The following is a 23,981-nucleotide window of genomic DNA, read 5'->3' as shown; positions in this document are numbered from 1 at the left end:
GTGAAAAAGCCAAAAAAGAAGACCGCAAGGTCAAGCTAATAAGGGCTAACGGTGGATACCTAGGCACACGGAAGCGAAGAAGGACGTAGTTACCGACGAAACGCTTCGGGGAGCGGGAAGCAAGCATTGATCCGAAGATATCCGAATGGGGCAACCCTAAACACGACCACCTGAATACATAGGGTGGAGCGAGCAAACCTGGTGAACTGAAACATCTTAGTAGCCAGAGGAAAAGAAAGCAACAGCGATTCCCCCAGTAGCGGCGAGCGAAAAGGGAACAGCCTAAACCAAGTTCTTCGGAACTTGGGGTCGTGGGACAGTAACAAAAGACTGGGAAATTTAGACGAAGCGGCTGAAAACCGCACCAGAGAAGGTGAAAGTCCTGTAGTCGAAAAAGGAACCAGCTTAACTGCATCCCGAGTAGCATGGGGCACGTGAAATCCCGTGTGAATCTGCCTCGACCACGAGGTAAGGCTAAATATTCCCGTGTGACCGATAGAGAAACAGTACCGCGAGGGAAAGGTGAAAAGAACCCCGGAAGGGGAGTGAAATAGAACATGAAACCGTTAGCCTACAAGCAATGGGAGGACGATTGAACGTCTGACCGTGTGCCTGTTGAAGAATGAGCCGGCGACTTACAGGTTATGGCAGGTGAAGGGGGAAGACCCCACAGCCCCAGCGAAAGCGAGTCTGAACAGGGCGAAAAGTCATAATTTGTAGACCCGAACCCGGGTGATCTAACCATGGCCAGGATGAAGCTTGGGTAAAACCAAGTGGAGGTCCGAACCGACTAATGTTGAAAAATTAGCGGATGAGCTGTGGTTAGGGGTGAAATGCCAATCGAACTCGGAGCTAGCTGGTTCTCCCCGAAATGTGTTGAGGCGCAGCGGTAGTGGAAGTTTAGTCGGGGTAAAGCACTGTTTCGCCGCGGGCTGGGAGACCGGTACCAAGGCGAGGCAAACTCTGAATACGGCTAAAAAAACTACCAGTGAGACGGTGGGGGATAAGCTTCATCGTCAAGAGGGAAACAGCCCAGACCACCAGCTAAGGTCCCCAAATGATAACTAAGTGAGAAAGGAGGTGGGAGTGCATTGACAACCAGGAGGTTTGCCTAGAAGCAGCAATCCTTAAAAGAGTGCGTAATAGCTCACTGGTCAAGCGCTCCTGCGCCGAAAATGAACGGGGCTAAGTTATCTACCGAAGCTGTGGACAGTGAGCGTAAGCGAACTGTGGTAGGGGAGCGTTCTATAGGGGGTGAAGCAGTAGCGGCAAGCAGCTGTGGACTCTATAGAAGTGAGAATGTCGGCTTAAGTAGCGAAAATGTGGGTGAGAATCCCACACCCCGAAACCCCAAGGTTTCCTCCGCAAGGCTCGTCCGCGGAGGGTCAGTCAGGACCTAAGGCGAGGCTGAAAAGCGTAGTCGATGGACAACGGGTTAACATTCCCGTACCGATTAATGATTGTGCCGGAGAACGGAGAAGGTCAACGTCAGCTGGATGTTGGTTACCAGTGCAAGCAGTCGAGGCGATGAGAGGTGGAGAAAACACCAGGAGCTAAGACGCGAGTCCCACCTCCCACGGGAGGGAAGTGGCGCTGATCAAGCTTCCTAGAAAAGCCCGAACCACGTTAATCATTAATTGCCTGTACCCGAAACCGACACAGGTGGGGAAGTAGAGAATACTAAGGGGCGCGAGATAACTCTCTCTAAGGAACTCGGCAAAATGACCCCGTAACTTCGGGAGAAGGGGTACCCTCGCAAGAGGGTCGCAGTGAATAGGCCCAGGCGACTGTTTACCAAAAACACAGGTCTCCGCCAAGTCGTAAGACGCAGTATGGGGGCTGACGCCTGCCCAGTGCCGGAAGGTTAAGGAAGTTGGTCAGGGCTGAGCTTGTCGAAGCCTGAAGCTGACGACCGAAGCCCCGGTGAACGGCGGCCGTAACTATAACGGTCCTAAGGTAGCGAAATTCCTTGTCGGGTAAGTTCCGACCCGCACGAAAGGCGTAACGATCTGGGCACTGTCTCGGAGAGAGACTCGGCGAAATAGGATTGTCTGTGAAGATACGGACTACCTGCACCTGGACAGAAAGACCCTATGAAGCTTTACTGTAGCCTGGAATTGGCTTCGGGCTTCGCTTGCGCAGGATAGGTGGGAAGCTTTGAAACTCTCCTCGTGGGGAGGGTGGAGCTAACGGTGAGATACCACTCTGGCGAGGCTAGAATTCTAACCCTGACCCCTAATCGGGGCGGGAGACAGTTTCAGGTGGGCAGTTTGACTGGGGCGGTCGCCTCCTAAAAGGTAACGGAGGCGCGCAAAGGTTCCCTCGGTCCCGTTGGAAATGGGACGATAGAGTGCAAAAGCAGAAGGGAGCTTGACTGTGAGACCCACAAGTCGAACAGGGACGAAAGTCGGCTTTAGTGATCCGACGGCACCGCGTGGAAGGGCCGTCGCTCAACGGATAAAAGTTACTCTAGGGATAACAGGCTGATCTCCCCCAAGAGTTCACATCGACGGGGAGGTTTGGCACCTCGATGTCGGCTCATCGCAACCTGGGGCTGAAGTCGGTCCCAAGGGTTGGGCTGTTCGCCCATTAAAGCGGTACGTGAGCTGGGTTCAGAACGTCGTGAGACAGTTCGGTCCATATCCGGTGTAGGCGTAAGAGCATTGCGAGGAGCCTTCCTTAGTACGAGAGGACCGGGAAGGACGCACCGCTGGTGTACCTGTTATCGTGCCAACGGTAAACGCAGGGTAGCCATGTGCGGAGCGGATAACCGCTGAAAGCATCTAAGTGGGAAGCCCACCTCCAGATGATTGCTCTCATGGCATTAAGCCAGTAAGGTCTCGGGTAGACTACCCGTTGATAGGCTCTAGATGGAAGCTCGGTAACGAGTGCAGTCGAGGAGTACTAACCGACCGAGGGCTTGACCTCATTCTTCTTTCACCACTTTTTTCCTAGCTTTTGCAGTCTTGAGGGTTCTACCCTTCCTGGTGTCTTTAACGTGATGGCACCACTCCGATTCCATCCCGAACTCGGTTGTGAAACTTCACCGTGGCCAAGATACTTGTCGGGTTGCCGACCGGGACAATAGCTCGATGCCAGGATTATTCTTTCCTACCCCTCAATCTCACCAGATTGGGGGGTTTGGTTTTATCTAAATCTAAGCTATGGTCTGAATTAACACAAAAGGTTGCACGATTAGTGTATTAAAAAGGTTATCGGGATGGGAATTCCAATCGCTTAATTGCTCTTGTGTCGGTTTTTCTAGTAGTTTTTCCCCGATCCAATTCTGCACTTGAGCAACCCGATCACCAGCGATCGCTTCTGCCACTTCGATTAAATTGAGGGAATCGGAAACCAGGATCAGCGCATCCCTTTGAGCATGGGGGATCAAGTCGCTCCACTCCACTTCGGCTAATTCCTCTAATAACTGCTCGTGAATATTACCCATACTGTCAATCCTTGCGAAAAAGCTCGCTCAATAACGAATTAGCTCCTCCTTCTAGCATACAGGCAAAGGGACGACCGCTCTCCATCTATAGTAATTATCTTCAAGGGGTGACAGAGGGGCTACAAGCTAGATAGAGCGGGGGGTCTAGCCAAACGACCCCCTAAAGAAATAGAGTGGTTAGGACAACCACTCAAAATTTTAAAATGTTACCTTCATTCTATCAGGCTTGTTTACAGGCGAACCTTAGCGAGGCGAGCTATTTGACCTTACAGCTCCTAATCCTGCTCTTACAAAGTCATCGGATAGTCCAACTAGAGAAACTGGCCGCTCTTTTCCCGCAACCGATAACCTTTGAAAGTAGAAGACGGAATTTGCAGAGATTTCTTAAGCTCCCGCAACTAAACGTGAAACTCTTGTGGTTTCCTTTGATCAAACAGATCGTCAAGCTAGAATTTAGCGGAAAAAATAAAAATCGAGAGCAAAGAAGAAGGCTCAAAAAACTGAAACACGCGGGAAGATTATTAGTCGTCATAGATAGAACCGATTGGAAGGGGAGAAATTTATTCGTCGCCAGTGTGATTTGTGGTCGGAGAGCTTTGCCCGTATATTGGGTGTTACTGAATAAAAAAGGAAGTAGCGCTCTCGGGGAACAGAAAAAATTCCTCAAGCCAGTCTTAGGGTTGTTGAAACCCTATCCGCTCGTCGTAATGGGAGACCGTGAATTTCAGTCAGCGCAATTAGGGAAGTGGCTTGACGACAGAGGTGTAGCTTTTATCTTCCGTCAAAAGAAAAGTACCTACACGCGATTGAAAGATGGAGAAAACTATCAAGCCCTTTCCGAGTTAGAACCGAACCGGGGCGAGCGAAACTTCTTTCGGGGAGTGACCCACACGAAAAGCCATGAGATCGAGGGGTTCAACCTAGCAACTTATTGGAAAAGAGGTTATCGAACTAAAGGGTCTAAAGAGCCTTGGTATTTATTGACCAACCTAGAATCTTTAGAGATAACTCTCAAGTTATATAAATCTCGATTCGGGATTGAAGCGATGTTCAAAGATTGTAAAACGGGAGGATATAATCTTGAAAAAACGAAAGTGAGCGAGCCTCGCTTTCTCGCCTTAATTTTATTAATCGCTATCGCTTACTCTTTGAATACAACCCGTGGTCAAAATCTCAAGAAATCGGGAACTCGCGATTATATTTGTCGCTCCAAAGAAGCGAAACGCGGTCCGGAAAGACATAGCGATTTTTGGATAGGTACTTATGGGAGCTTCTGGATCGAGTCGATGGACGCGTACTCGGAACTCGCCTTTTCTTTGATCCGCCTCAAGCCAGGAAAACACCCCGATTTTTCTAGGGGTCTAACGGCTATGCGCCTTATCCAGCAAGCCTTTTAGTCGCCTTGTCACCCCTTGAAGTAATTATCACTGTTTACTGATCACTCAAAAAGCTGACGGCTGACGGCTTAGATGTGTAATTAATTTTGCTTAGGTAAGCTAAGACGCATTTAAACCGCTTATTCTTAGATTAGCGGAACCTCCCCCAATCCCTTTGCTGTTGCCTTTTGCCTCTTGCATGAGTGCCTCGTCTCAACAAGCAATTTAAATTACGAACAGCTTACTTATGACCGAAGCGATTCGCTCTTCTAGGAAAGGCAGCGCTTCTCCTTGAGAGTCCTTCCACAGAGTCAATGCCACTGGCGGCTTGACACCTCTCCTGAACGGGTTACGGTTCTTCTGGTTTCTGTGTGGAAACAGGGTCTATACTGATAGTTTCTTCAGCAAAATAGTCCTAAAAGTCTTTCTAGGTAAATATTTCACGATTCTATAAGCAAAAATTATCACACAAAGTCGAGAAGAGCCCGGTTACGTTATCCTTAACTTCTTTCTTAACTTCCTAAACTTAGATTACGTTATCCTTAACTTCTTTCTTAACTTCCTAAACTTAGGTTGTAGTTCCAAAATAATTCGCCGATAATTAGTTTTAAGTTAAAAGAACTTCAGAAATCAGTTGTAGAGGAAAAAATGCTTTGTTTATCTGTAGAGTCAAAATCTCAAGGCGAAATTTTTCAGGACATTTCTACTTTTGTAGATATTTTGAACCATAGAGCATTGCAGCAAGCCGAGCAAACAGCTTATATCTTTTTGGCTAATGGAGAAACAGAAACCGCCAGACTGACTTATCGGCAATTAGAGCAAAAAGCAAAAGCTTTGGCGGCTCAACTTCAGTTACAAATGTCTCCGGGAGAAAGAGCTTTATTGCTCTATCCATCAGGGGAAGAATTTATCATTGCTTTCTTTGCCTGTTTATATGCTGGTGTTATTGCTGTTCCTGTTTATCCCCCCCGACGTAATCAAAAGCTCTCCCGACTACAAGCAATCACTAAAGATGCTCAAGCCAAACTGGCCTTAACTACTACATCTTTATTAAGTACTATTGAGGAAAAATTTTCGAGTGACCCTGAGTTAGTAACCGTACCTTGCCTAGCTACTAATAACATCCCGGATGAGCAAGCAGAAAACTGGCAAAAACTGAATCTTTCTTTAGAAGACATAGCTTTCCTACAATATACTTCCGGTTCAACAGGTATGCCTAAAGGAGTTATGGTTAGTCATAAAAATTTACTTCATAATGAAAGACTGATTGCTTCTGCCTTTGGACACACAAGCAAAACTATTGGTGTAGGATGGTTGCCACTATTCCATGATATGGGACTAATTGGTCACGTATTACAACCCATATACGTCGGATTTCCTTCTGTGATTATGCCTCCAGAAGCATTTATCCAAAAACCGCTCCGATGGTTACAGGCTATTTCTCGCTACAAAGCTACCAGTAGTGGTGGTCCTAATTTTGCTTATGAATTATGTGCCTCTAAAATTAAACCTCAAGAGCGAGAAAATCTGGATTTAAGTTGTTGGGATGTAGCTTTTACTGGGGCTGAACCTGTGCGAGCAGCTACCTTAGAAAAATTTGCTAATACTTTCGCTGATTATGGTTTTAAGAGAGAGGCATTTTATCCTTGTTATGGGATGGCTGAAACTACTCTATTTGTGTCCGGTGGAATTAAAAGCCAATCTCCTGTGATTGAAGCAGTTGATAAATTAGCTCTTTTAGAAAATAGTGCCGTTACTATTAACTGTCAACACCCGAATGCTCAGTTATTGGTCGGTTGTGGTCACGCTTGGTTATCAGAAAAAATTGTGATTGTGAATCCTAAATCTTTAACTGAATGTCGAGATGGAGAAATAGGAGAAATTTGGGTATCTAGTGATAGTGTAGCTCAGGGTTATTGGAATCGACCCGAACAGACAGAAGAAACTTTCAAAGCTTATTTAGCTGATACCCAGGTTGGTCCATTTCTGCGGACAGGAGATTTAGGATTTTTACTAGCTGGTGAGTTATTTATCACAGGAAGACTCAAGGATTTAATTATTGTTCAAGGACGTAATCATTATCCTCAAGATATTGAATCTACAGTCCAACAAAGTAACTCGGCGCTGCGAAAAGATTATGGTGCTGCTTTTTCTATTGAAATAGCCGGTCAAGAGAGGCTAGTGGTTGTCCAAGAGGTAGAGCGGAGTTATCTGCGTAAATTAGACTATCCAGCCGTAATTCAGCAAATTATTAGCTCTGTTGCCGAAGAACATCAACTAGATGTTTATGCCGTGGCACTTCTTAAGACAGCAAGTATTCCTAAAACCTCTAGTGGTAAAATTCAACGAATAGCTTGTCGGACTGCTTTCCTAGCAGGAACTCTTGATGTGATTGGGGATTGGAGTAAGAATCCTGAACACAAGAATGGATTTAAGCAGCTTAAATCAGATATTAACTGTCTGTTAAAACAAGTCAAAAGTTATCAGATTGTTGAAGAATTATCCGAGGATGATCAGAATAAAATTTTGTCAGATACTCAAGGAGCAATTGAAAAGTGGCTAACTAAAAAAATTGCAGGTATCTTACAAATAGCACCAGAAAAAATAGATGTTAAACAAGACTTAGCAAGTTATGGACTAAGTTCTTTAGCAGCAATAAGTCTTTCGGGAGAGCTTGAGCAATGGCTCGGAAAAACTGTATCTCCCACGCTGGTTTATGAATATCCTAGCATTCATGCAGTTGCTCGCTATTTAGCACCAAATGGATTAAGTTCTGAAAAAATAGTAAATACTTCCTTGGTTAATTCAGTTGATTTGACTAACTTTGAGCAAGATCCAGCTTACCAAAAAATCAAACATCAAATTAAACAATTGGAAACTCTTGGCTTACAAAACCCATACTTCAAAATTAATCAAGGGGTAGCTAAAAATATTACCCGAATAGGAGAAAAAGAACTGATTAATTATTCAAGTTATAACTATCTCGGAATGTCGGGAGAACCCAAGATTAGTCAAGCAGCTAAAGAAGCTATTGATGATTACGGAACTTCTGTATCGGCCAGTCGTGTAGTTTCTGGTGAAAAACTCCTTCATCGGGAATTAGAACAAGAAATCGCTAATTTAGTCGGTGTAGACGATGCTTTAGTCTATGTTGGGGGCCACTCCACTAATGTCACTACCATTAGTCATCTCTTTGGCAAAAATGACCTAATTGTATGTGACGTACTCAGTCATAATAGCATTATTCAGGGTTGCATCAACTCGGGAGCAAGTTTGTTCTCTTTCTCTCACAATGATTGGCAAGCTTTAGAACAAATCCTGCAAGAGAAACGCTGTCAATATGAAAAAGCTTTGATTGTTATTGAGGGAGTTTATAGCATGGATGGCGATATCCCTAACTTACCTAAGTTTATTGAACTGCGGAAGCGCTATCGTACTGCATTGATGATTGATGAAGCTCACTCCATTGGTGTACTGGGTAAATCTGGATGTGGTATTGGGGAATATTTCGGAGTTAACCCCAGTGACGTTGACTTATGGATGGGAACTTTAAGTAAATCCTTCGCTAGTTGTGGTGGCTACATTGCCGGAAAAAAAGCTATAATTGAATACCTCAAATATACGGCTCCTGGCTTTGTGTATAGTGTGGGAATTTCCCCACCTAATGCCGCCTCTGCTTTAGCCTCAATTCAATTATTAAAGTCAGAACCAGAGCGTGTAAAACGTTTACACCAAAACTCTAACCTATTCTTGAACTTAGCTAAAGAACATGGCCTGAATACTGGACTAAGTAAAGATTCGGCAGTAATCCCGATAATTGTTGGCAACTCATTAAAGTGTATCCAACTATCTCAATCTCTTTTTCATCGAGGAATTAATGTTCAGCCGCTGATTTATCCAGCTGTTGCAGATAACACTGCACGATTACGCTTTTTTATGAGTTGTACTCACACAGAAAAGCAAGTGCATTTTACCGTTGAAGCGGCAGTTGATGAATTGAAAAAATTCACCAACTCATAGTTATCAAGTTTCTTATTTTGTTCTGTTTTGTTCTCTTGACTTCCTCTTTATATCTCTTAGTTTTCCCCATTGTGAGGTAAAAAATGACCCCCCTTTTGAAAATGCCCAAGCTGCTCTATCAAGTCGCTAAAGTCAAACTTAGTAAAGTTAAATCTGATCAGACTGCTGATTATGATAAAGCCGCTATTTCCTACGACGATTACTACTCTAAGTATCTAGGTAAAAGTGCTTTAACTCTTTGGAAAAAATTACCCGTTAAACAAGGACAAACCATTTTAGATCTTGCCTGTGGAACTGGTTTTTTTACCAGCAAGTTAGCTGAAGCAGTTGGAGGAACAGGACAAATAATTGCAGTTGATCTTTCTCTGGGAATGCTGACCAAGAATCAAGAGAAAACCTTGAGTCAAAACTTAAATAATATTCGCTTTGTTCAATCAGATGGTCTTTCATTTTTAGCTAGTCTCGCTGATAATTCTCTTGATGGATTGGTTTGTGGTTGGGGTATTTGTTACATGAATCATTCTCAATTAAGCAAAGAAATGCAAAGAGTTCTAAAACCTCAAGGATTTTTAGGAATTATTGAAAATCGGGCTTGTTCTCTCAAAGAAGTTTCTAATTTGTTTACCCAAGTTTTAATGGATTATCCCCAAGCTATGAACAAGAGTGTTGATCTCCACCTGCCTAAGGGTAAAGATTACTTAATTAAAGCTTTTTGTCAACGTAATTTTAAGGTGCAAGAAGCATGGAATGGAGAAGTCATAATCCCTTGTATTAATGGAGAACAAGTAGCTGATTATATGCTAAAATCTGGCGCATCAGCAGGGTTTATTAATGCTTTAAATCCTGATTTAGTAGCTGAAGTTTTTGACAATTTTATTCAGTATGCTAATCAGCGATTCGATGCACAGAATCCTGTATTAGTAAAACACGATTTTTGTGCCTTATTATCTCTCAAGAATTAAACCTGCATCGCCAGATAGAGATGGTATCAATATCTGGCTTTTTTAACTTTTACTTAGGAGCTTTGGGTTTATGATAAGTTGGTATTATCTGATAACTGCAATTTTGTTAGAAGCAATAGGAACTATATTTATGAAGTTATCCAATGGATTTACTAATCTTATTTCTTCTGCTTTGATTGTAGTCTTTTATATTGCTAGTTTGTCGATTTTTACTATGTCCCTGAGAGGGATTCATTTGAATGTTGCTTATGCTGTGTGGTCGGGTTTAGGAACGGCTCTAGTTGCTATCTTAGGATTTGTGATTTTTAAAGAAAATCTCAGTACCTTAAAAATTGTTTCCATTGGCTGGATTATTCTGGGAGTGGTGGGACTAAATCTAACCCTGAAACTTCATTGATTAGAGAAAAATACCAAAAATATGAAAAGAAAAATTCAGTCAATGGCTAAACTACAATTAACCAAACAATACTCTAGCTTTTTATATGGCTTACGAGCAGTAGCTGCTTTATTTGTCTTAGTTAGTCATATATGGTATCAAATTTGGCCAGCAGCAGCAGAACCTTTTGGCTATCGTGAACGTCCCACAGGATTGATCTTACATCTGACGAGTTGGCTATACTATGGACACTTTGCCGTTGTTGTTTTTATTGTCCTATCTGGGTTTTGTCTAATGTTACCTGTTGTTGAAGGAAATGGTAATTTGCCAGGTGGAACAATTGAATTTATTAAAAAGCGCTCAAAGCGGATTTTACCACCTTATTACTGTGCGCTTTTACTTTCTCTATTTCTTATCTATTTTTTCATTGGCACAAAAACAGGCTCGCAATGGGATATTAGTATTCCTGTGACTACAATAGGAGTAATTTCTGGTCTGTTAATGGTGCAAGATTTTTTCGCTCCTACCCAAATTAATTATGTATTCTGGTCTTTGGCGGTAATTTGGCAATTATATCTTTGTTTTCCCCTCATTGTTCTTAGTTGGAAACGCTTAGGCGGTTTAGGTACAACAATTGCTGTAGCTTTTTTATCTTATACAACTATCCTGCTGCTTGAGATGGCTCAAATTAAAGATGTCCCTCCTCAATACATAGGTTTGATTTTCGATTTTACTTTAGGTGTCTTGGCGGCAACAATTGTTTTTTCTCAATACAGTATCTGGATCAAAATACGCTCAAGCTTTTCTTGGGAACTCATCGCAGGAATTTTGATTTTATTAATTATCGGACTATGTTATTTTTGGGGCTTCGACCAAGTGGAACAAAATCTGGCGTTTTTAGATAGCTTATGTGCTTTTGCTACTTTATCTATACTGATTGCTGGAGCCAAGTTAAAACATAATAAACTTTCTCAGTTTATTGGCTCTCGATTTCTTGTTTTTATAGGAATTTTTTCCTACAGCATATATTTAATTCATGCGCCAATTTTGGAAATGCTTTGGCGTTATATACTACGTCCTTTAGGATGGGATAAAGTATCAGAATTTTTGGCACTATTAGTTATTGGTGTTCCCGTAATTTTAATTTTATCTCGAGTATTTTTTCAGTTCTGTGAATATCCGTTTTTAAATCGTCGCTCAAACTCAGTATGATTTATCCTAAATTTCTTAAACTATTTTTTCTCATCACTGATTCAGGCTTTATTTTGTATTGGTTTATTACCATTTGCCATTTGCTGCCTCCAGAATATCTTTTTAGAGACTATTATAATCCTATTTTAGTAGCCTGGAATTGGTCTTTTTTACCTCTGGATTTATTAATATCCTTCACCGGTTTTCTCAGTCTTTACTTTATCAAAAACAAAAAAAAATCAAAGAAATTAGCTTTAATTTCTTTGGTTTTAACTTTTTGCTCGGGATTACAAGCAATTACTTTTTGGATAATTAGAGAAGATTTTGATTTAACCTGGTGGCTCCCCAATCTTTTTTTACTAATATATCCTTTATTTTTTATCCCTTATTTAATTAATGATAAGTCATGAAACATGAACAATTAATCATTATCTCAACCTTGTCATCCTTGGCCCTAGCTATTAGCCCTTGCCGTTATGAAAACAAGTGTTACCAGTGTGGGGTTAGTTTACCAAGTTTCGCCCTGGAGATGGGGTAAGTCACCTATTTCTCAACCAAAAGCAACAACACCCCTTATTATAAAAGTAGCTGCGTTGGCAAGATTAGAGCCTGAAAGTGAGGTTATCCGTCTAGATGCTCCCTTACCTTTAGATGGTGATCGCACAAATTGCGATCGATGAACCAAGAGAATTATTAGGTAAAATTCTTACTACTTATTTGCAGAAAAACTCTTAACCGCCAACAATCACTTATTAACTAAAAAATTATGAAAGGTAAAACTTTTGTGAAACCAAATCAAAAGTTAATTATCGGGTTAATAGTATTAGGCACAGGATTATTAGGAATAACCACCTTTTATAGTCTTTCCCAAGTCGCCACCAAACCCGAAACTAAAACCCCTGTAATTGCGTCACCCACACCGCAAAAAATCACCGCTTTAGGCAGAATTGAACCGAGGACAGAAATTATCAGTATATCTGCTCCGATGTTGCTTGATTCCGATCGAGTCAAGCAATTATTAGTCGATGAAGGAGATAGCGTCAAAACGGGACAAATAATCGCCATTCTCGAAAGTCAGGAAAGATTAGAGGATAACCTGCGACAGGCACAAGAACAGGTGAAAGTTGCCGCAGCCAAGCTAGAACAGGTGAAAGCTGGGGCAAAAGTCGGAGAAATCGATGCTAATGCTGCTAACGTGCGGAAAATCGAGGCACAATGGTTAGGAGATCAAGCAACCCAACGGACAACTATCCAAAGATTAACAGCGCAATTAGAAGGGGATAGGGCTGCCCAAAAAGCGACAATTGCTAAATTAGAAGCCGAATATCGCAATGCCAAAGCTGAATTCGATCGCTACGAAAAACTCTATCAAGAAGGGGCAATTTCCGCCTCTAGTTTTGATAGTAAAAGACTGAATTTAGAAACCAGTAATCAACAACTAACAGAAGCAAAAGTTACCCTAGAGAGAATTGAACGCACCGGTAAACAAGAGATAGAAGAAGCCAAGACTACCCTAGCCCGGATTGAATCCACCGGTCAACAGCAGATCAAAGAAGCCAGATCCACTTTAAATCAAGTCTCGGAAGTGCGGGGAGTCGATGTGCGGGCAGCCGAAGCGGAGGTAAATGCTGCCCTAATTGCCGTTAAAAAAGCCCAAACTGAGTTAAATCAGGCTTATATTCGATCGCCAATTTCCGGCAAAGTAATTGAAGTCAATACCCGTATCGGGGAACAAATCAGCGATCAAGGAATTGTTGACCTCGCTGAAACCGAGCGCATGGAAGTAATTGCCGAAATCTATCAAAGCGATATCGGGAAAATTCGCAAGGGACAAACTGCCACAATTACCGGATCGGCGTTTAAGGGCGAAGTTAGGGGAAAAGTGCGCTTAATTGCCTTAAAAGTTGACCAACAAAATATCTTCAGCAATCAACCAGGAGAAAACTTCGATCGCAAAGTTATCTCTGTCCGTATTGCCTTAGATCGCGAAAACAGTCAAAAAGTGGCAGGTTTAACCAATTCCCAAGTAACTGTAACTATCAATGAGTAGGTTTTAGGGGAAGTGGGGAAGTGGGGAATTTTAACTAAAACCCCAACACCCTAAAACCCTAAAACCCCAACACCCCAACACCCCAACACCCCAACACCCCAAAACTCCAACACCCAATGAAACTAACCCATCTATTCAAAAAAACGCCCCTATCTTGGTTACAGGTGACACGAGAGAAAACCCGTTTGATTGTGGCTATTGCTGGGATTGCTTTTGCTGACTTCCTAATTTTCACACAGTTGGGGTTTCGGGATGCCTTATTTGATGCTTCCGTGAAACCCCATTATGTCCTCGATGCGGATTTAGTCCTGATTAATCCCCAATTCGACACCCTCTTTGCGGTGAAAAGTTTCTCACGCGATCGCTTGTACCAAGCTAAAAGAGTCGAGGGCATTCAATCTATAGCCCCAGTTTATATTGCTTCAGCCCAGTGGCGCAATCCCGAAACTGCCCTGGAAAGAACTACTTTAGTCTTTGGTTTTGATCCCAGTCAACGGGTTTTTACTCTCCCAGAAGTCAATCAAAAATCCAGTGATCTAAAGATGTTAAATCGCGTCTTGTACGATCAAGCTGGTAGGCCAGAATTCGGTCCAATTGCCGATTTACTCCAGAAAAACCCCGATTTGACAGTTCAGTTAAATAAAAAAGAGGTACAGGTAGCGGGAATTTTTACCCTTGGTGCCTCCTTTGCTGCCGATAGTAACGTCATTAGCAGTGATTCTACCTTTTTAAGGCTCTTTCCCGAACGTCAACCCCACGAAATCGATATAGGACTGATGAAACTGCAACCGGGGGCAAACATCGAGGCAGTAAAAGCCAATTTACAGGCACTTTTCCCTAAAAATGAAGTAATAGTCCTTACTTTAAAAGAATTTGCTGAAAAGGAAAAAACCTATTGGGCAAATGGTACAGCGATTGGTTTTATCTTTGGTTTAGGTGCAGTAGTCGGTTTTATCGTCGGGATCGTTATTGTCTATCAGATTCTCTATTCCGATGTCACCGATCACTTACCCGAATACGCTACCCTAAAAGCTATGGGTTACGGTGATTGGTATTTAGTCGGGGTTTTGATGCAAGAGGCTTTATTACTAGCGGTTTTGGGGTACATACCGGGGTTTATCGTCTCTCTCGGTGTTTATAATCTCGCTTCCTCCGCTACACTTTTACCCATAATGATGACTACCGCTAGGGCGATCGAAGTTTTAATCCTAACAATTATTATGTGTATTGCCTCTGGAATTGTCGCTATGGGCAAATTAAGGACAGCAGATCCAGCCGATATTTTCTAAGCTATCAAGGGTGAAATAATGCTGATTTTTCAAAAAGAGCGAGAATTAGGCGATTTTAGCCCTAATGAACCCGTAATTGCCATTAAAGGCTTAAATCACTATTTTGGCACGGGGGAATTAAGAAAACAGGTTTTATACGATATCGATCTAGAAATTAAAGCGGGGGAAGTAGTGATTATGACTGGTCCTTCGGGATCGGGGAAAACTACTTTATTGAGTTTAATGGGAGGTTTGCGATCGGCACAAGCGGGCAGTTTAAAAATTCTCGGCCAAGAAATGTTAGGAATTGGTAAGGGCAAAATGCTGAAAATTCGCCGACAAATTGGCTATATTTTTCAATCACATAATTTACTAAAATTCCTGACAGCGAAACAAAACGTTAGGATGTCTTTGGAACTGCACGAGGAGTTTTTAGAACAAGATCTCGATCAAAAAGCCACCGCAATTTTGGAATCGGTGGGTTTAGGGGACCGCGTTGATTACTATCCCCACGATCTATCGGGGGGACAAAAACAACGGGTTGCGATCGCTCGCGCCCTCGTCAGTCATCCCAAATTAGTCCTCGCTGATGAACCGACCGCGGCCTTAGATAAACAATCCGGGCGCGATGTGGTGGAAATCATGCAGAAATTGGCAAAAGAACAAGGTTGCACGATTTTACTCGTCACCCACGATAACCGGATTCTCGACATCGCCGATCGCATTGTCAATATGGAGGATGGTCGTTTAAGCGATTAACTGCCCAAAAATTACTTGCCAAAAATCGACCCTTCATGTTAGACTGGAGTAATGTCATCTTGGAGAGGTGGCAGAGTGGTCGAATGCGGCAGATTGCTAATCTGTTGTACGAATCGTAAGACCGTACCGAGGGTTCGAATCCCTCCCTCTCCGTCTTTTTTCATGTAACGGAATACAAGTTCCCAAACCCGTAAACGCTGAAATATTGGCAATTTGGGCGGAAAAAATCGCCGAGGCCACGGGAATTACCGTGCGCTGTGTGCAGCTTACCGCCACGAGTCTCTAAGGCTTCGGCCGGGGTTTTTCTTCTTTGGGTTTGACATTAAAATAAGCCTCCATTACCTGACGTACCATGGGTGCGGCCACTTTCCCACCACCACCGCCGGAATGTTCTACAAAGGCGACCACAACAATTTCGGGCTTATCAAAAGGTTTACCCTGAGCTACGTCGAAGGGGGCGAAAGCTCCAAACCAAGCGTGGGACTTGCCCGGAGGTGCTTCTGCTGTGCCGCTTTTGCCCGCTACAGGTGGTAAAGCGGGGTCGGATAGAGCCCGACCGGTTCCTTCCGCTACCACGGCTCTCAGGGACTTTCTCAGGGTGTCTAGGGTGCTAGGTTTCATGTTCAAAGACTTTCGCCATTCCTTAACATCCCGGGCATCCTGTAAAAGGTGCGGTTTCACCAAAAAACCGCCGTTAGCGGGGACAGCAAACATCACAGCTACCTGTAGGGGAGTCGCCAGGGTAAATCCTTGACCGATCGACATATTAATCGTATCGCCTACGGACCAATCCCAGTTTTTAAAATTACGCAGTTTCCAATCGCGATCGGCAATTAACCCCGGGGTTTCTTCCGCTAATTCTATCCCCGTTTTCTGACCGAAACCGTAGCGCCGGGCCATAGAAATTAAAGCAGGTCCCCCCACTCCGCGACCAATTTGACCATGAAAAGTGTTACTACTCATGGCCATGGCCCGGACAAAACCGATCGGACCAAAACCAGCGTGATTCCATTCTCCAAAAGCTGTCCCCCCCACATAAAGGGCGGCAAAGGTATTTAAGACCGTATTAGGGGGAAATTTCCCCGATTCCATGCCGGCAGTGGCAGTGACGACTTTAAAGGTGGAAGCGGGGGGGAATCCTTGGAGAGCGCGGTTAACAAACGGGTTGCCCTCCGCTTGTAGTTTTTTCCAAGTGGCGGTGGTAATTGGGGCCGAGAAAACATTGGGATCGAAACTAGGATAACTGACCATGGCCCGCACGGAACCATCCCGGGGATCGATCGCCACGATCGCACCTTTGCGTTTTCCTAAAGCGGCCTCGGCGGCTTTTTGGAGTTTTAAATCTAGTGTCAGGGTGACATCTTGGCCCGGTTTAGCAATTTTTTGGCCGAGAATTTGGATTACTTGTCCCGATCCGTTGACCTCTAACTGCATTCCCCCCCATTCTCCCCGCAATTTTGACTCGTAGGCGGCTTCTACACCCATTTTACCGACGACATCTCCCAATCGGTAGCCCTGGGGTCTTTTGGCTTGATATTCCTCCGGGGTTAGTTCCCCAGTATAACCGAGAATATGCGCCCCGATTTTACCATTGGGGTAGTAGCGCACTGATTCCACGTCCACTTCAATGCCGGTTAATTCGTCTTTGTATTCCTCTAGGGCGATAATTTGGGCCGGAGTTAAACCCCTAGCGATGCGGATCAGGGTGGAGGGGTTTTCGTCCGCTTCGTTAATGCGTTTTTCTAGGTCGCTTCTGGGAATGGCTAAAATACTGGCTAAACGGTCAAGATTGAGTTTTTGGGCGGGATTACGCTGGGATTTGGGCCAAATATAGGCCGCATGGGTTAAGCGGGCCGTGGCCAAAACTTTGCCATTGCGATCAAATAAGTTGCCCCGGACTGGAGGTTTGGGAAGAATGCGAATCCGGTTATTTTCTGCCCTTTCTCGGTTAATTTGTCCTTGCTGCAGTTGTAAATAGGCCAATCGTGAGCCAACTCCTCCTAGCAGGACAATGCTAATTAATCCCATAATTAGCCATGACTGACGCTGACGACCGACTAGACGCTCTTTATCTTTGATTTTATTCTGTAATTTATTCGGTGCTGGCCGCGTCGGCGAGGTGAGCGTTTTTTTCCGTTTCAGTTTGACTTTAGTTTTTGATAGGAGTCCGCTATTACGCATTTGCTTAAAGTTAAAAATTTAAAAGTTATTAGTCATCAGTTAGGGACTTGCGTGGGAATAATATCCCAGCCAGAAAATCGCTCTGTAGAAGAATTAGACCAGCCAGATGGCACATTATCAAAGCGCAAGTCCCTAACATCTCGAAGGCTCTCGCCCTACTTAGGGTGATCAGCAAACCTGATCGATCGGAGGGCGCAAGCTTTGCGCCCCTACAGTAACGGATTTTGTCCACAATGTAGGGGCGAACTGCGTTCGCCCAAAAGGTACATTATCAAAGCGCAAGTCCCGTATCAGATTTGAGTTCTAAGTGAGCAGTATTAAATAGTAGTCTGCCACTGTCTTTTCACTGATTACTGATTACTGTTTACTGTTCACTGAAAAAGACGCAATACTAGGTGATTTAGCTCCTCTGTTTACTAAAGTTCAGGGTATCTGCAATATATCTTAACAAAATAAGTGTAAATACTGGGAGTGGAAGGAATCACTCCAGACACAGAGGACACAAAGATTGATCGCTTCTATAGTAAGTTAAAGAGAGCGAGGAAACTGGCGCATACATATAGTTAAGAGTTTGTCAAGTGTTTCTTAACTATATGTAACATTATCCCTGTTCAAAATGTAATCACACTGCGGATAGAATCCCCTTGGTGCATCAGGTCAAAGGCCTCGTTAATTCTTGCCAGAGGCAGAACATGGGTGATTAAATCATCAATATTAATCTTGCCGTCCATGTACCAATCGACTATTTTTGGTACATCTGTACGACCTCTCGCCCCACCAAAAGCCGTACCTTTCCAGACCCGTCCGGTGACTAATTGAAAAGGACGGGTACTAATTTCTTGGCCGGCCCCGGCTACACCGATAATAGTGGCAACACCCCAACCTTTATGGCAACATTCCAAAGCTTGACGCATAATCTGGACATTGCCGATACACTCAAAACTATAATCGGCCCCACCTTTAGTTAAATCCACCAGATAGGCCACTAAATCCCCCTCGATTTCTTGGGGATTAACAAAATGAGTCATCCCGAATTTGGTCGCTAAAGCTTGTTTCTGGGGATTGATATCGACCCCGACAATCATATCGGCCCCCACCAAGCGGGCCCCTTGAATAACGTTTAAACCGATACCTCCCAGACCAAAAACCACCACTTTTGCCCCCGGTTCCACTTTAGCGGTATTAATCACCGCACCGATACCTGTAGTGACTCCGCAGCCGATATAACAGACTTTTTCAAAGGGAGCATCGGGGCGAATCTTAGCTAGAGAAATCTCTGGCAGTACGGTATAGTTAGCAAAAGTCGAGGTTCCCATGTAGTGATAAAGAGGCTGACCATCGAGGGAAAAACGACTGGTTCCATCCGGCATTACTCCCCGACCTTGGGTAAGACGAATTGCTTGACAGAGATTGGTTTTAAAGCTGAGACAGTATTCGCATTGACGACATTCGGGAATGTATAGGGGAATCACAGGATCACCCACTTTTAGGCTAGTGACACCTTTTCCCACTTCTACCACGATTCCAGCCCCTTCATGGCCTAAAATTGAGGGAAATAAGCCTTCAGGATCGGCCCCAGAGAGAGTATAGGCATCGGTGTGACAAACTCCCGTGGCTTTGATTTCTACTAACACTTCCCCCGCTTGCGGTGGTGCTAATTGTACCGTTTCAATAGTTAGGGGTTTTCCCGCTTTTAGGGCAACTGCCGCTCGAACATCCATAGGCTCAAAGCAATAGGTTTTTTCCAGTATAATATAGAACAATTCTCAACTTATCTCTATGTTAGTCCTCACCATCCGCGAAGAAGAAATTAACGATGGTGGCTTTACTGCTAGTCTCAATTTTGATGACGGTAACAGCTACCCGATTACGATTACTGACCCCTTTACTAACCAAGAAGAAAAGCAGCTAGAATGGTACGTTGTCAATTTTCCCTTCAATCCTCGTCAAAACAGCTTCTAGGGAATAGGTAACGGTTTCGTTAGACATGGTATCAACTCCCATTGGATATATTTTCTCTGTCCGCTATCGGGGACTATTTTAAGACTAAACCAGTTCTCTGAGAAGATCGTTTTTCTGGGTTAACAAAACTTGAAACTGTGACTAATAGCCAGAGATTAATTCTAGGGATTACCTGAAAAAAATACTTTCCAACCAGCTGTAGCGATCGCACTTGCCAAAAGAATAATTAATGTCCAAACCTGATTTTTTTGGGTTCCTTCCACTGATTTTAGGCGATTATCGATGCCCTCAACCTTTTCGGTTAACTTTGCCTGTCCTACCTCTAGTTTATTTAACCGTTCGTCGATTTTGTCAAATTTTTGGTTAAAATCTTTTTGGAGATTGTCAATTTTCCCTTCAATCCTCGTCAAAACAGCTTCTAGGGAATAGGTAACGGTTTCGTTAGACATGGTATCAACTCCCATTAGATATATTTTCTCTGTCCGCTATCGGGGACTATTTTAAGACTAAACCAGTTCTCTGAGAAGATCGTTTTTCTGGGTTAACAAAACTTGAAACTGTGACTAATAGCCAGAGATTAATTCTAGGGATTACCTGAAAAAAATACTTTCCAACCAGCTGTAGCGATCGCACTTGCCAAAAGAATAATTAATGTCCAAACCTGATTTTTTTGGGTTCCTTCCACTGATTTTAGGCGATTATCGATGCCCTCAACCTTTTCGGTTAACTTTGCCTGTCCTACCTCTAGCTTATTTAACCGTTCGTCGATTTTGTCAAATTTTTGGTTAAAATCTTTTTGGAGACTTTCAAATTTTTGGTCAACATCTTTTTGGAGATTGTCAATTTTCCCTTCAATTCTCGTCAAAACAGCTTCTAGGGAATAGGTAACGGTTTCGTTAGACATGGTATTAACTCCCATTAGATATATTTTCTCTGTCCGCTATCGGGGACTATTTTAAGGCTAAACCAATTCAGCACTTTCTTGTAAAGAGTGGAGACGTTGATAGATTCCCTGCTGATTTAATAATTGATCATGGTTACCGATCTCGACAATGCGACCATTATCTAAGACGACAATTTGATCAGCTTCTCGAACGGTACTGAGACGGTGGGCGATAATAATCGTGGTGCGAGTGCCTAAAATGGATTTCATGGCTAGTTGAATGGCTCTTTCTGACTCATAATCTAAGCTAGAAGTGGCCTCATCAAAAACTAACACATCTGGATCAACAATTAACGCCCTAGCAATTCCTAAACGCTGTCTTTGTCCCCCCGAAAGACGCACGCCCCTTTCCCCTACAATAGTGGAATAACCATTAGGTAATTCCTGAATAAATTCATCGACACGGGCAATTTTACAGGCTTCTTCTACCTTCTCGAAGCTAATATTAGGATTACCGTAGGTGAGATTTTCTAACACCGTACCATTAAACACATCTACTTCTTGATGGACAATCGCTAACCGTCGCCGATACCAGGTCACATCCAAGCGACTAATATCCTCGCCATCTATCAGAATTCGCCCTTGACTTGGTTCAAAATAGCGGAAAAGTAACTTAACTAAAGTGGATTTTCCTGAACCAGATCTTCCCACTAATGCCACGGTTTGATAGGGTTCAATCAGCAGATTAATATCCTTAATAATCGTTCTTTCTGGACTATAGCCAAAGCTAAGATTACTTAATTCTACTTTCCCGGTAAAATGATAGGGATTATGTTGAGCATGATCGGCTAAAAGACTACCAGCATCAGTTCCACTAGGCAAGTTAATAAATTTGTTTAGACGTGCCATAGAAGCATAGCGACGAGCGAAAGTTTCTGCCATTTGAGATAGGGGATCTAATTCCGCATAAGCCATACTAGCGAGGGTATAGGTGGTGATAAAATGCCCGATCGAGATTTTCTGTTGAACGGTAGCTAGGAGAGTAAAGAAAAATACTCCAAATAAACTAGCTTGGACGAGGGTTTTTTCCCAAGTAATTAAGTCCACATAACCCTTATGAATGCGATGGATAACGTAGGTAAATTCTCTCTCTAAACGTTGTTTTTGACGATATAATTCCTGTCCTTCTGTGGCAAAAGCCTTGACAGTTTTGATATTAGTAATAATCTCAGAATTGCGACTTTGAGTATTTTCGATGTGCCGATCAAGAGTTCTTTCTTTTTGCATTAAATCTTTTAAATCTCTGACAATAAAAACTACAATTAATACAAAAGAAATGACAAAAGCGAGGGCGATTTGCCATTGAATTATCCAAATAACAATAAAGATACCGAAAACTCTAAACAGTTTTGGGATCATCATTCCCGCTATTTCAGGATAAGTCCAAGTATGATTTTCTATACCTTTGGCGATCCGGTTAGCGATGCGTCCCGGATTATTTTCATCGTAAAAAGATAGGGGTAAGGTGAGAATTTTGGCAATAATTTTTCCGAGATGATCTCGTCGCGCTCTTAAGGATATTTCCCAGTGAAACCAGACACCCACCCAAGGCTGAATTGGTGCTTTAATTACCGTGGTTAGGAAAATTAAGCCTAATAATACCGCCAAACTAACCCACTTTTCTGAGGCAAAGGGAGTTAAAATCATCGTGCGATTAACTAAAGATTGCACGAATCCATCTAAAGGTTGATCAGAAAGAACATTAAGAATCTGTCCGACAGCATAGGGAACCATCAGATCGATAATTTCAAAGACACTGGAGGCAGCAATGCTCAAAAAGGCGGCTTTTTGATAATTGTGATAGTAACTGAGAATATCCCTTAAGGAAGCCATAACATCAAGTAAATTGCCAATTTTTAACTTCTATCTGGTAACTGCTAACTGAAGAGACTGACGGCACTTTTAGGGTTGTTTTTCTGGAGTTACCATTATACTACAATACTACAAAAATCTGCCGAACTAGAAATTTCTAGGACAAAAGCCTTGTTATAGTCTTGTATTCTCGATCAGCTATTAGTCAGGAGACGATGCCAAATCAGCTTATATTTCATCCTCGTCAGAAGCACCACAGATCAATTTATCGGAAATTTTGGCGAATATTATCACAAAAATTAATAAATTTCTGAAAGGTTTTTAAGTGTTCAGTTTTATCGATACGCTGCAGTATAAAGCTTTTTTTCGGTACTTCTTCCTTCAAATAAAAAATAAATATTCATCGATTAACTAATTCCTTGGGGAAATTCTTCTAAGACATTGATAAGATCAATAAAGGCTTTTTGTCGAGTTTTAGAAATATGAAAATCAGCCGCATTGTTTACCTTAATTACTCCTCCTTTACGAGTGACTATTTTCCAATAGGCAGGACTGATATTATTAATTATATAGGGATGATGACTGGTAATAATAAACTGTAAATCTCGATAATTAACTAATAAATCTTCTGTTAAAGTGTCCAAACAGTTAACCCCCAAACTATTTTCAAATTCATCGATTAATATAACGCTGCCATCAGGAGATAATTCGATCGTTGCTAAGAACATCAGGCTTTTTATCATTCCAGAGGAGATATTTGGTTCTACAATCCAGACATGAGAGTTTTTTTCTTTTATTTGTATGCGAGGTAAGTCTTCAAGTAAACCAATTCTAGTTAATGAAACAAGCAAATCACCTAGTTCGGATGGCTCTAAAGATTCTATTTTTAAATCTTCAACTTGAGGGAAAATATCTAAAAACTTTCTCTTTATTATCTCGAACGTATCGGGATATTTTTTATAAGTGATCAGTAGTTTGTCGGAAATAGGAAGTTGACTCGATTGTAATTCAGAGAGAGAGTTATATTTGGCATATTCGTCGTTTTCCAAGATTTTATCAACTGCTGAATATGAGATATTAAACTTAAGTGGATTGAAAATCATTTTGTTAAATTCCTGTCGAACAGGGAAAACATCTTCTTCTTGATTGAAAAGCTCTATACAGCTTAAATAAGATGGTAGTTTTGGTGTCTTTGAATGTTTAAACTCAATTACCTCTTGCTTTCTTTCGATCAAAACCTCTTGATCTTTTAAAAGAGTTTCACTAATTATACTAACCTTATTTTCGCTGTCATTACTATTGACTTCGTCTTCTTCAATCTTGATGAGAGAACGAGCTTTTCTAACCTCAAATTCACCCAACCAATGATAACGAACATGATCATTAGTTAAAAATTCTACATCCCATTTCACCCCATTTACCGATGCACCGTTAGTGATTCTTTTTAAATTACTAATAGCCTTTAAAATCGAGGTTTTTCCGGCACCTGAGATACCGACTAATAAATTCAAATCTGGAAAAAATTTGCAAGAATATATACTTAATCCAGAGGATAAATCTTGATAGGATAATCTCAAAAGTTTCATAATAATTCCCCACTGCTAAAACTAAAAAGGGTGAGGATTGACTCACC

17 protein-coding genes, 1 tRNA gene, 2 rRNA genes and 2 pseudogenes are annotated in these 23,981 nt (G+C 42.4%); 15 read left to right on the top strand and 7 right to left on the bottom strand.

Features of this window, described 5'->3' with window-relative positions; genetic code table 11:
- Positions 1–28: 28 nt before the first annotated feature.
- Positions 29–2,928, top strand: a 23S ribosomal RNA gene (locus ACE3JL_RS06510).
- A 55-nt stretch (positions 2,929–2,983) separates the two neighbouring features.
- Positions 2,984–3,101, top strand: a 5S ribosomal RNA gene (rrf, locus tag ACE3JL_RS06505).
- A gap of 56 nt (positions 3,102–3,157) precedes the next feature.
- Here the strand turns inward: rrf and ACE3JL_RS06500 are convergent.
- Complete coding sequence (locus ACE3JL_RS06500; RefSeq protein ID WP_002787597.1) at positions 3,158–3,448, bottom strand: DUF2288 domain-containing protein; 291 nt, start codon at positions 3,446–3,448, stop codon at positions 3,158–3,160.
- A gap of 203 nt (positions 3,449–3,651) precedes the next feature.
- Between ACE3JL_RS06500 and ACE3JL_RS06495 the strand changes: the two genes are divergently transcribed.
- From ACE3JL_RS06495 to ACE3JL_RS06440, 12 genes and pseudogenes are all read left to right on the top strand, one after another.
- On the top strand, positions 3,652–4,845 hold the full coding sequence (locus ACE3JL_RS06495; RefSeq protein WP_149989937.1) for an IS4 family transposase: 1,194 nt from the start codon (positions 3,652–3,654) through the stop codon (positions 4,843–4,845).
- A 627-nt stretch (positions 4,846–5,472) separates the two neighbouring features.
- On the top strand, positions 5,473–8,844 hold the full coding sequence (locus ACE3JL_RS06490) for an aminotransferase class I/II-fold pyridoxal phosphate-dependent enzyme (protein ID WP_375329106.1): 3,372 nt from the start codon (positions 5,473–5,475) through the stop codon (positions 8,842–8,844).
- Between the two features lie 83 nt (positions 8,845–8,927).
- Positions 8,928–9,806, top strand: coding sequence for a class I SAM-dependent methyltransferase (locus ACE3JL_RS06485; protein ID WP_375329105.1), 879 nt, complete (start codon positions 8,928–8,930; stop codon positions 9,804–9,806).
- Positions 9,807–9,876: 70 nt separating this feature from the next.
- Positions 9,877–10,203: a DMT family transporter gene (locus ACE3JL_RS06480; protein ID WP_375329104.1), complete on the top strand. Its 327-nt coding sequence runs from the start codon at positions 9,877–9,879 to the stop codon at positions 10,201–10,203.
- A 21-nt stretch (positions 10,204–10,224) separates the two neighbouring features.
- The gene (locus ACE3JL_RS06475) at positions 10,225–11,394 is read left to right on the top strand and encodes an acyltransferase family protein (RefSeq protein WP_375329103.1); all 1,170 of its coding nucleotides are present in this window, start codon (positions 10,225–10,227) and stop codon (positions 11,392–11,394) included.
- Positions 11,391–11,783, top strand: coding sequence for a DUF5360 family protein (locus tag ACE3JL_RS06470; protein ID WP_375329102.1), 393 nt, complete (start codon positions 11,391–11,393; stop codon positions 11,781–11,783). Before ACE3JL_RS06475 ends, ACE3JL_RS06470 begins: the two co-directional genes overlap by 4 nt.
- Positions 11,784–11,849: 66 nt before the next feature.
- A complete protein-coding gene (locus tag ACE3JL_RS06465) occupies positions 11,850–12,053 on the top strand; it encodes a hypothetical protein (protein ID WP_375329101.1) in 204 nt (67 codons plus the stop codon).
- Between the two features lie 86 nt (positions 12,054–12,139).
- Positions 12,140–13,423, top strand: a complete 1,284-nt coding sequence (locus ACE3JL_RS06460; RefSeq protein ID WP_375329100.1) for an HlyD family efflux transporter periplasmic adaptor subunit — start codon at positions 12,140–12,142, stop codon at positions 13,421–13,423.
- A 116-nt stretch (positions 13,424–13,539) separates the two neighbouring features.
- Positions 13,540–14,712: an ABC transporter permease DevC gene (gene devC / locus ACE3JL_RS06455; protein ID WP_375329099.1), complete on the top strand. Its 1,173-nt coding sequence runs from the start codon at positions 13,540–13,542 to the stop codon at positions 14,710–14,712.
- An 18-nt stretch (positions 14,713–14,730) separates the two neighbouring features.
- Positions 14,731–15,450, top strand: a complete 720-nt coding sequence (locus ACE3JL_RS06450) for a DevA family ABC transporter ATP-binding protein (RefSeq protein ID WP_271988274.1) — start codon at positions 14,731–14,733, stop codon at positions 15,448–15,450.
- 61 nt (positions 15,451–15,511) lie between these two features.
- Positions 15,512–15,603: transfer RNA gene (locus ACE3JL_RS06445), tRNA-Ser, on the top strand.
- A gap of 22 nt (positions 15,604–15,625) precedes the next feature.
- Positions 15,626–15,736, top strand: a pseudogene (locus tag ACE3JL_RS06440) (radical SAM protein); the annotation flags it as partial.
- Here the strand turns inward: ACE3JL_RS06440 and mrdA are convergent.
- On the bottom strand, positions 15,733–17,631 hold the full coding sequence (gene mrdA, locus ACE3JL_RS06435; protein WP_375329098.1) for a penicillin-binding protein 2: 1,899 nt from the start codon (positions 17,629–17,631) through the stop codon (positions 15,733–15,735). The pseudogene ACE3JL_RS06440 and the gene mrdA sit on opposite strands and share 4 nt — an antisense overlap.
- Positions 17,632–18,242: 611 nt before the next feature.
- Positions 18,243–19,352, bottom strand: coding sequence for an S-(hydroxymethyl)glutathione dehydrogenase/class III alcohol dehydrogenase (locus ACE3JL_RS06430; protein WP_271988272.1), 1,110 nt, complete (start codon positions 19,350–19,352; stop codon positions 18,243–18,245).
- Positions 19,353–19,410: 58 nt separating this feature from the next.
- On the opposite strand from ACE3JL_RS06430, the pseudogene ACE3JL_RS06425 reads away from it, so the two are divergent.
- Positions 19,411–19,551, top strand: a pseudogene (locus tag ACE3JL_RS06425) (CHAT domain protein); the annotation flags it as partial.
- A gap of 203 nt (positions 19,552–19,754) precedes the next feature.
- On the opposite strand, the gene ACE3JL_RS06420 reads toward ACE3JL_RS06425, so the two are convergent.
- The 4 genes from ACE3JL_RS06420 to ACE3JL_RS06405 all read right to left on the bottom strand — a co-directional run bounded on the left by ACE3JL_RS06420 (position 19,755) and on the right by ACE3JL_RS06405 (position 23,934).
- Positions 19,755–20,042: a DUF4164 domain-containing protein gene (locus tag ACE3JL_RS06420; protein ID WP_375329097.1), complete on the bottom strand. Its 288-nt coding sequence runs from the start codon at positions 20,040–20,042 to the stop codon at positions 19,755–19,757.
- Between the two features lie 134 nt (positions 20,043–20,176).
- A complete protein-coding gene (locus tag ACE3JL_RS06415) occupies positions 20,177–20,497 on the bottom strand; it encodes a DUF4164 family protein (protein ID WP_190357192.1) in 321 nt (106 codons plus the stop codon).
- 57 nt (positions 20,498–20,554) lie between these two features.
- A complete protein-coding gene (locus ACE3JL_RS06410; protein WP_375329096.1) occupies positions 20,555–22,369 on the bottom strand; it encodes an ABC transporter ATP-binding protein in 1,815 nt (604 codons plus the stop codon).
- A gap of 386 nt (positions 22,370–22,755) precedes the next feature.
- Positions 22,756–23,934 carry an AAA family ATPase gene (locus tag ACE3JL_RS06405; protein WP_375329095.1) on the bottom strand — a complete coding sequence of 393 codons (1,179 nt, stop codon included), beginning with the start codon at positions 23,932–23,934 and terminating at the stop codon, positions 22,756–22,758.
- Positions 23,935–23,981: the final 47 nt, after the last annotated feature.

The sequence above is a fragment of the Microcystis sp. BLCC-F210 genome (assembly GCF_042134685.1).
Classification (GTDB): domain Bacteria; phylum Cyanobacteriota; class Cyanobacteriia; order Cyanobacteriales; family Microcystaceae; genus Microcystis; species Microcystis aeruginosa_D.
Note: the sequence above shows the minus strand (reverse complement) of the source record. Positions and strands in the feature narration are given on the sequence as shown.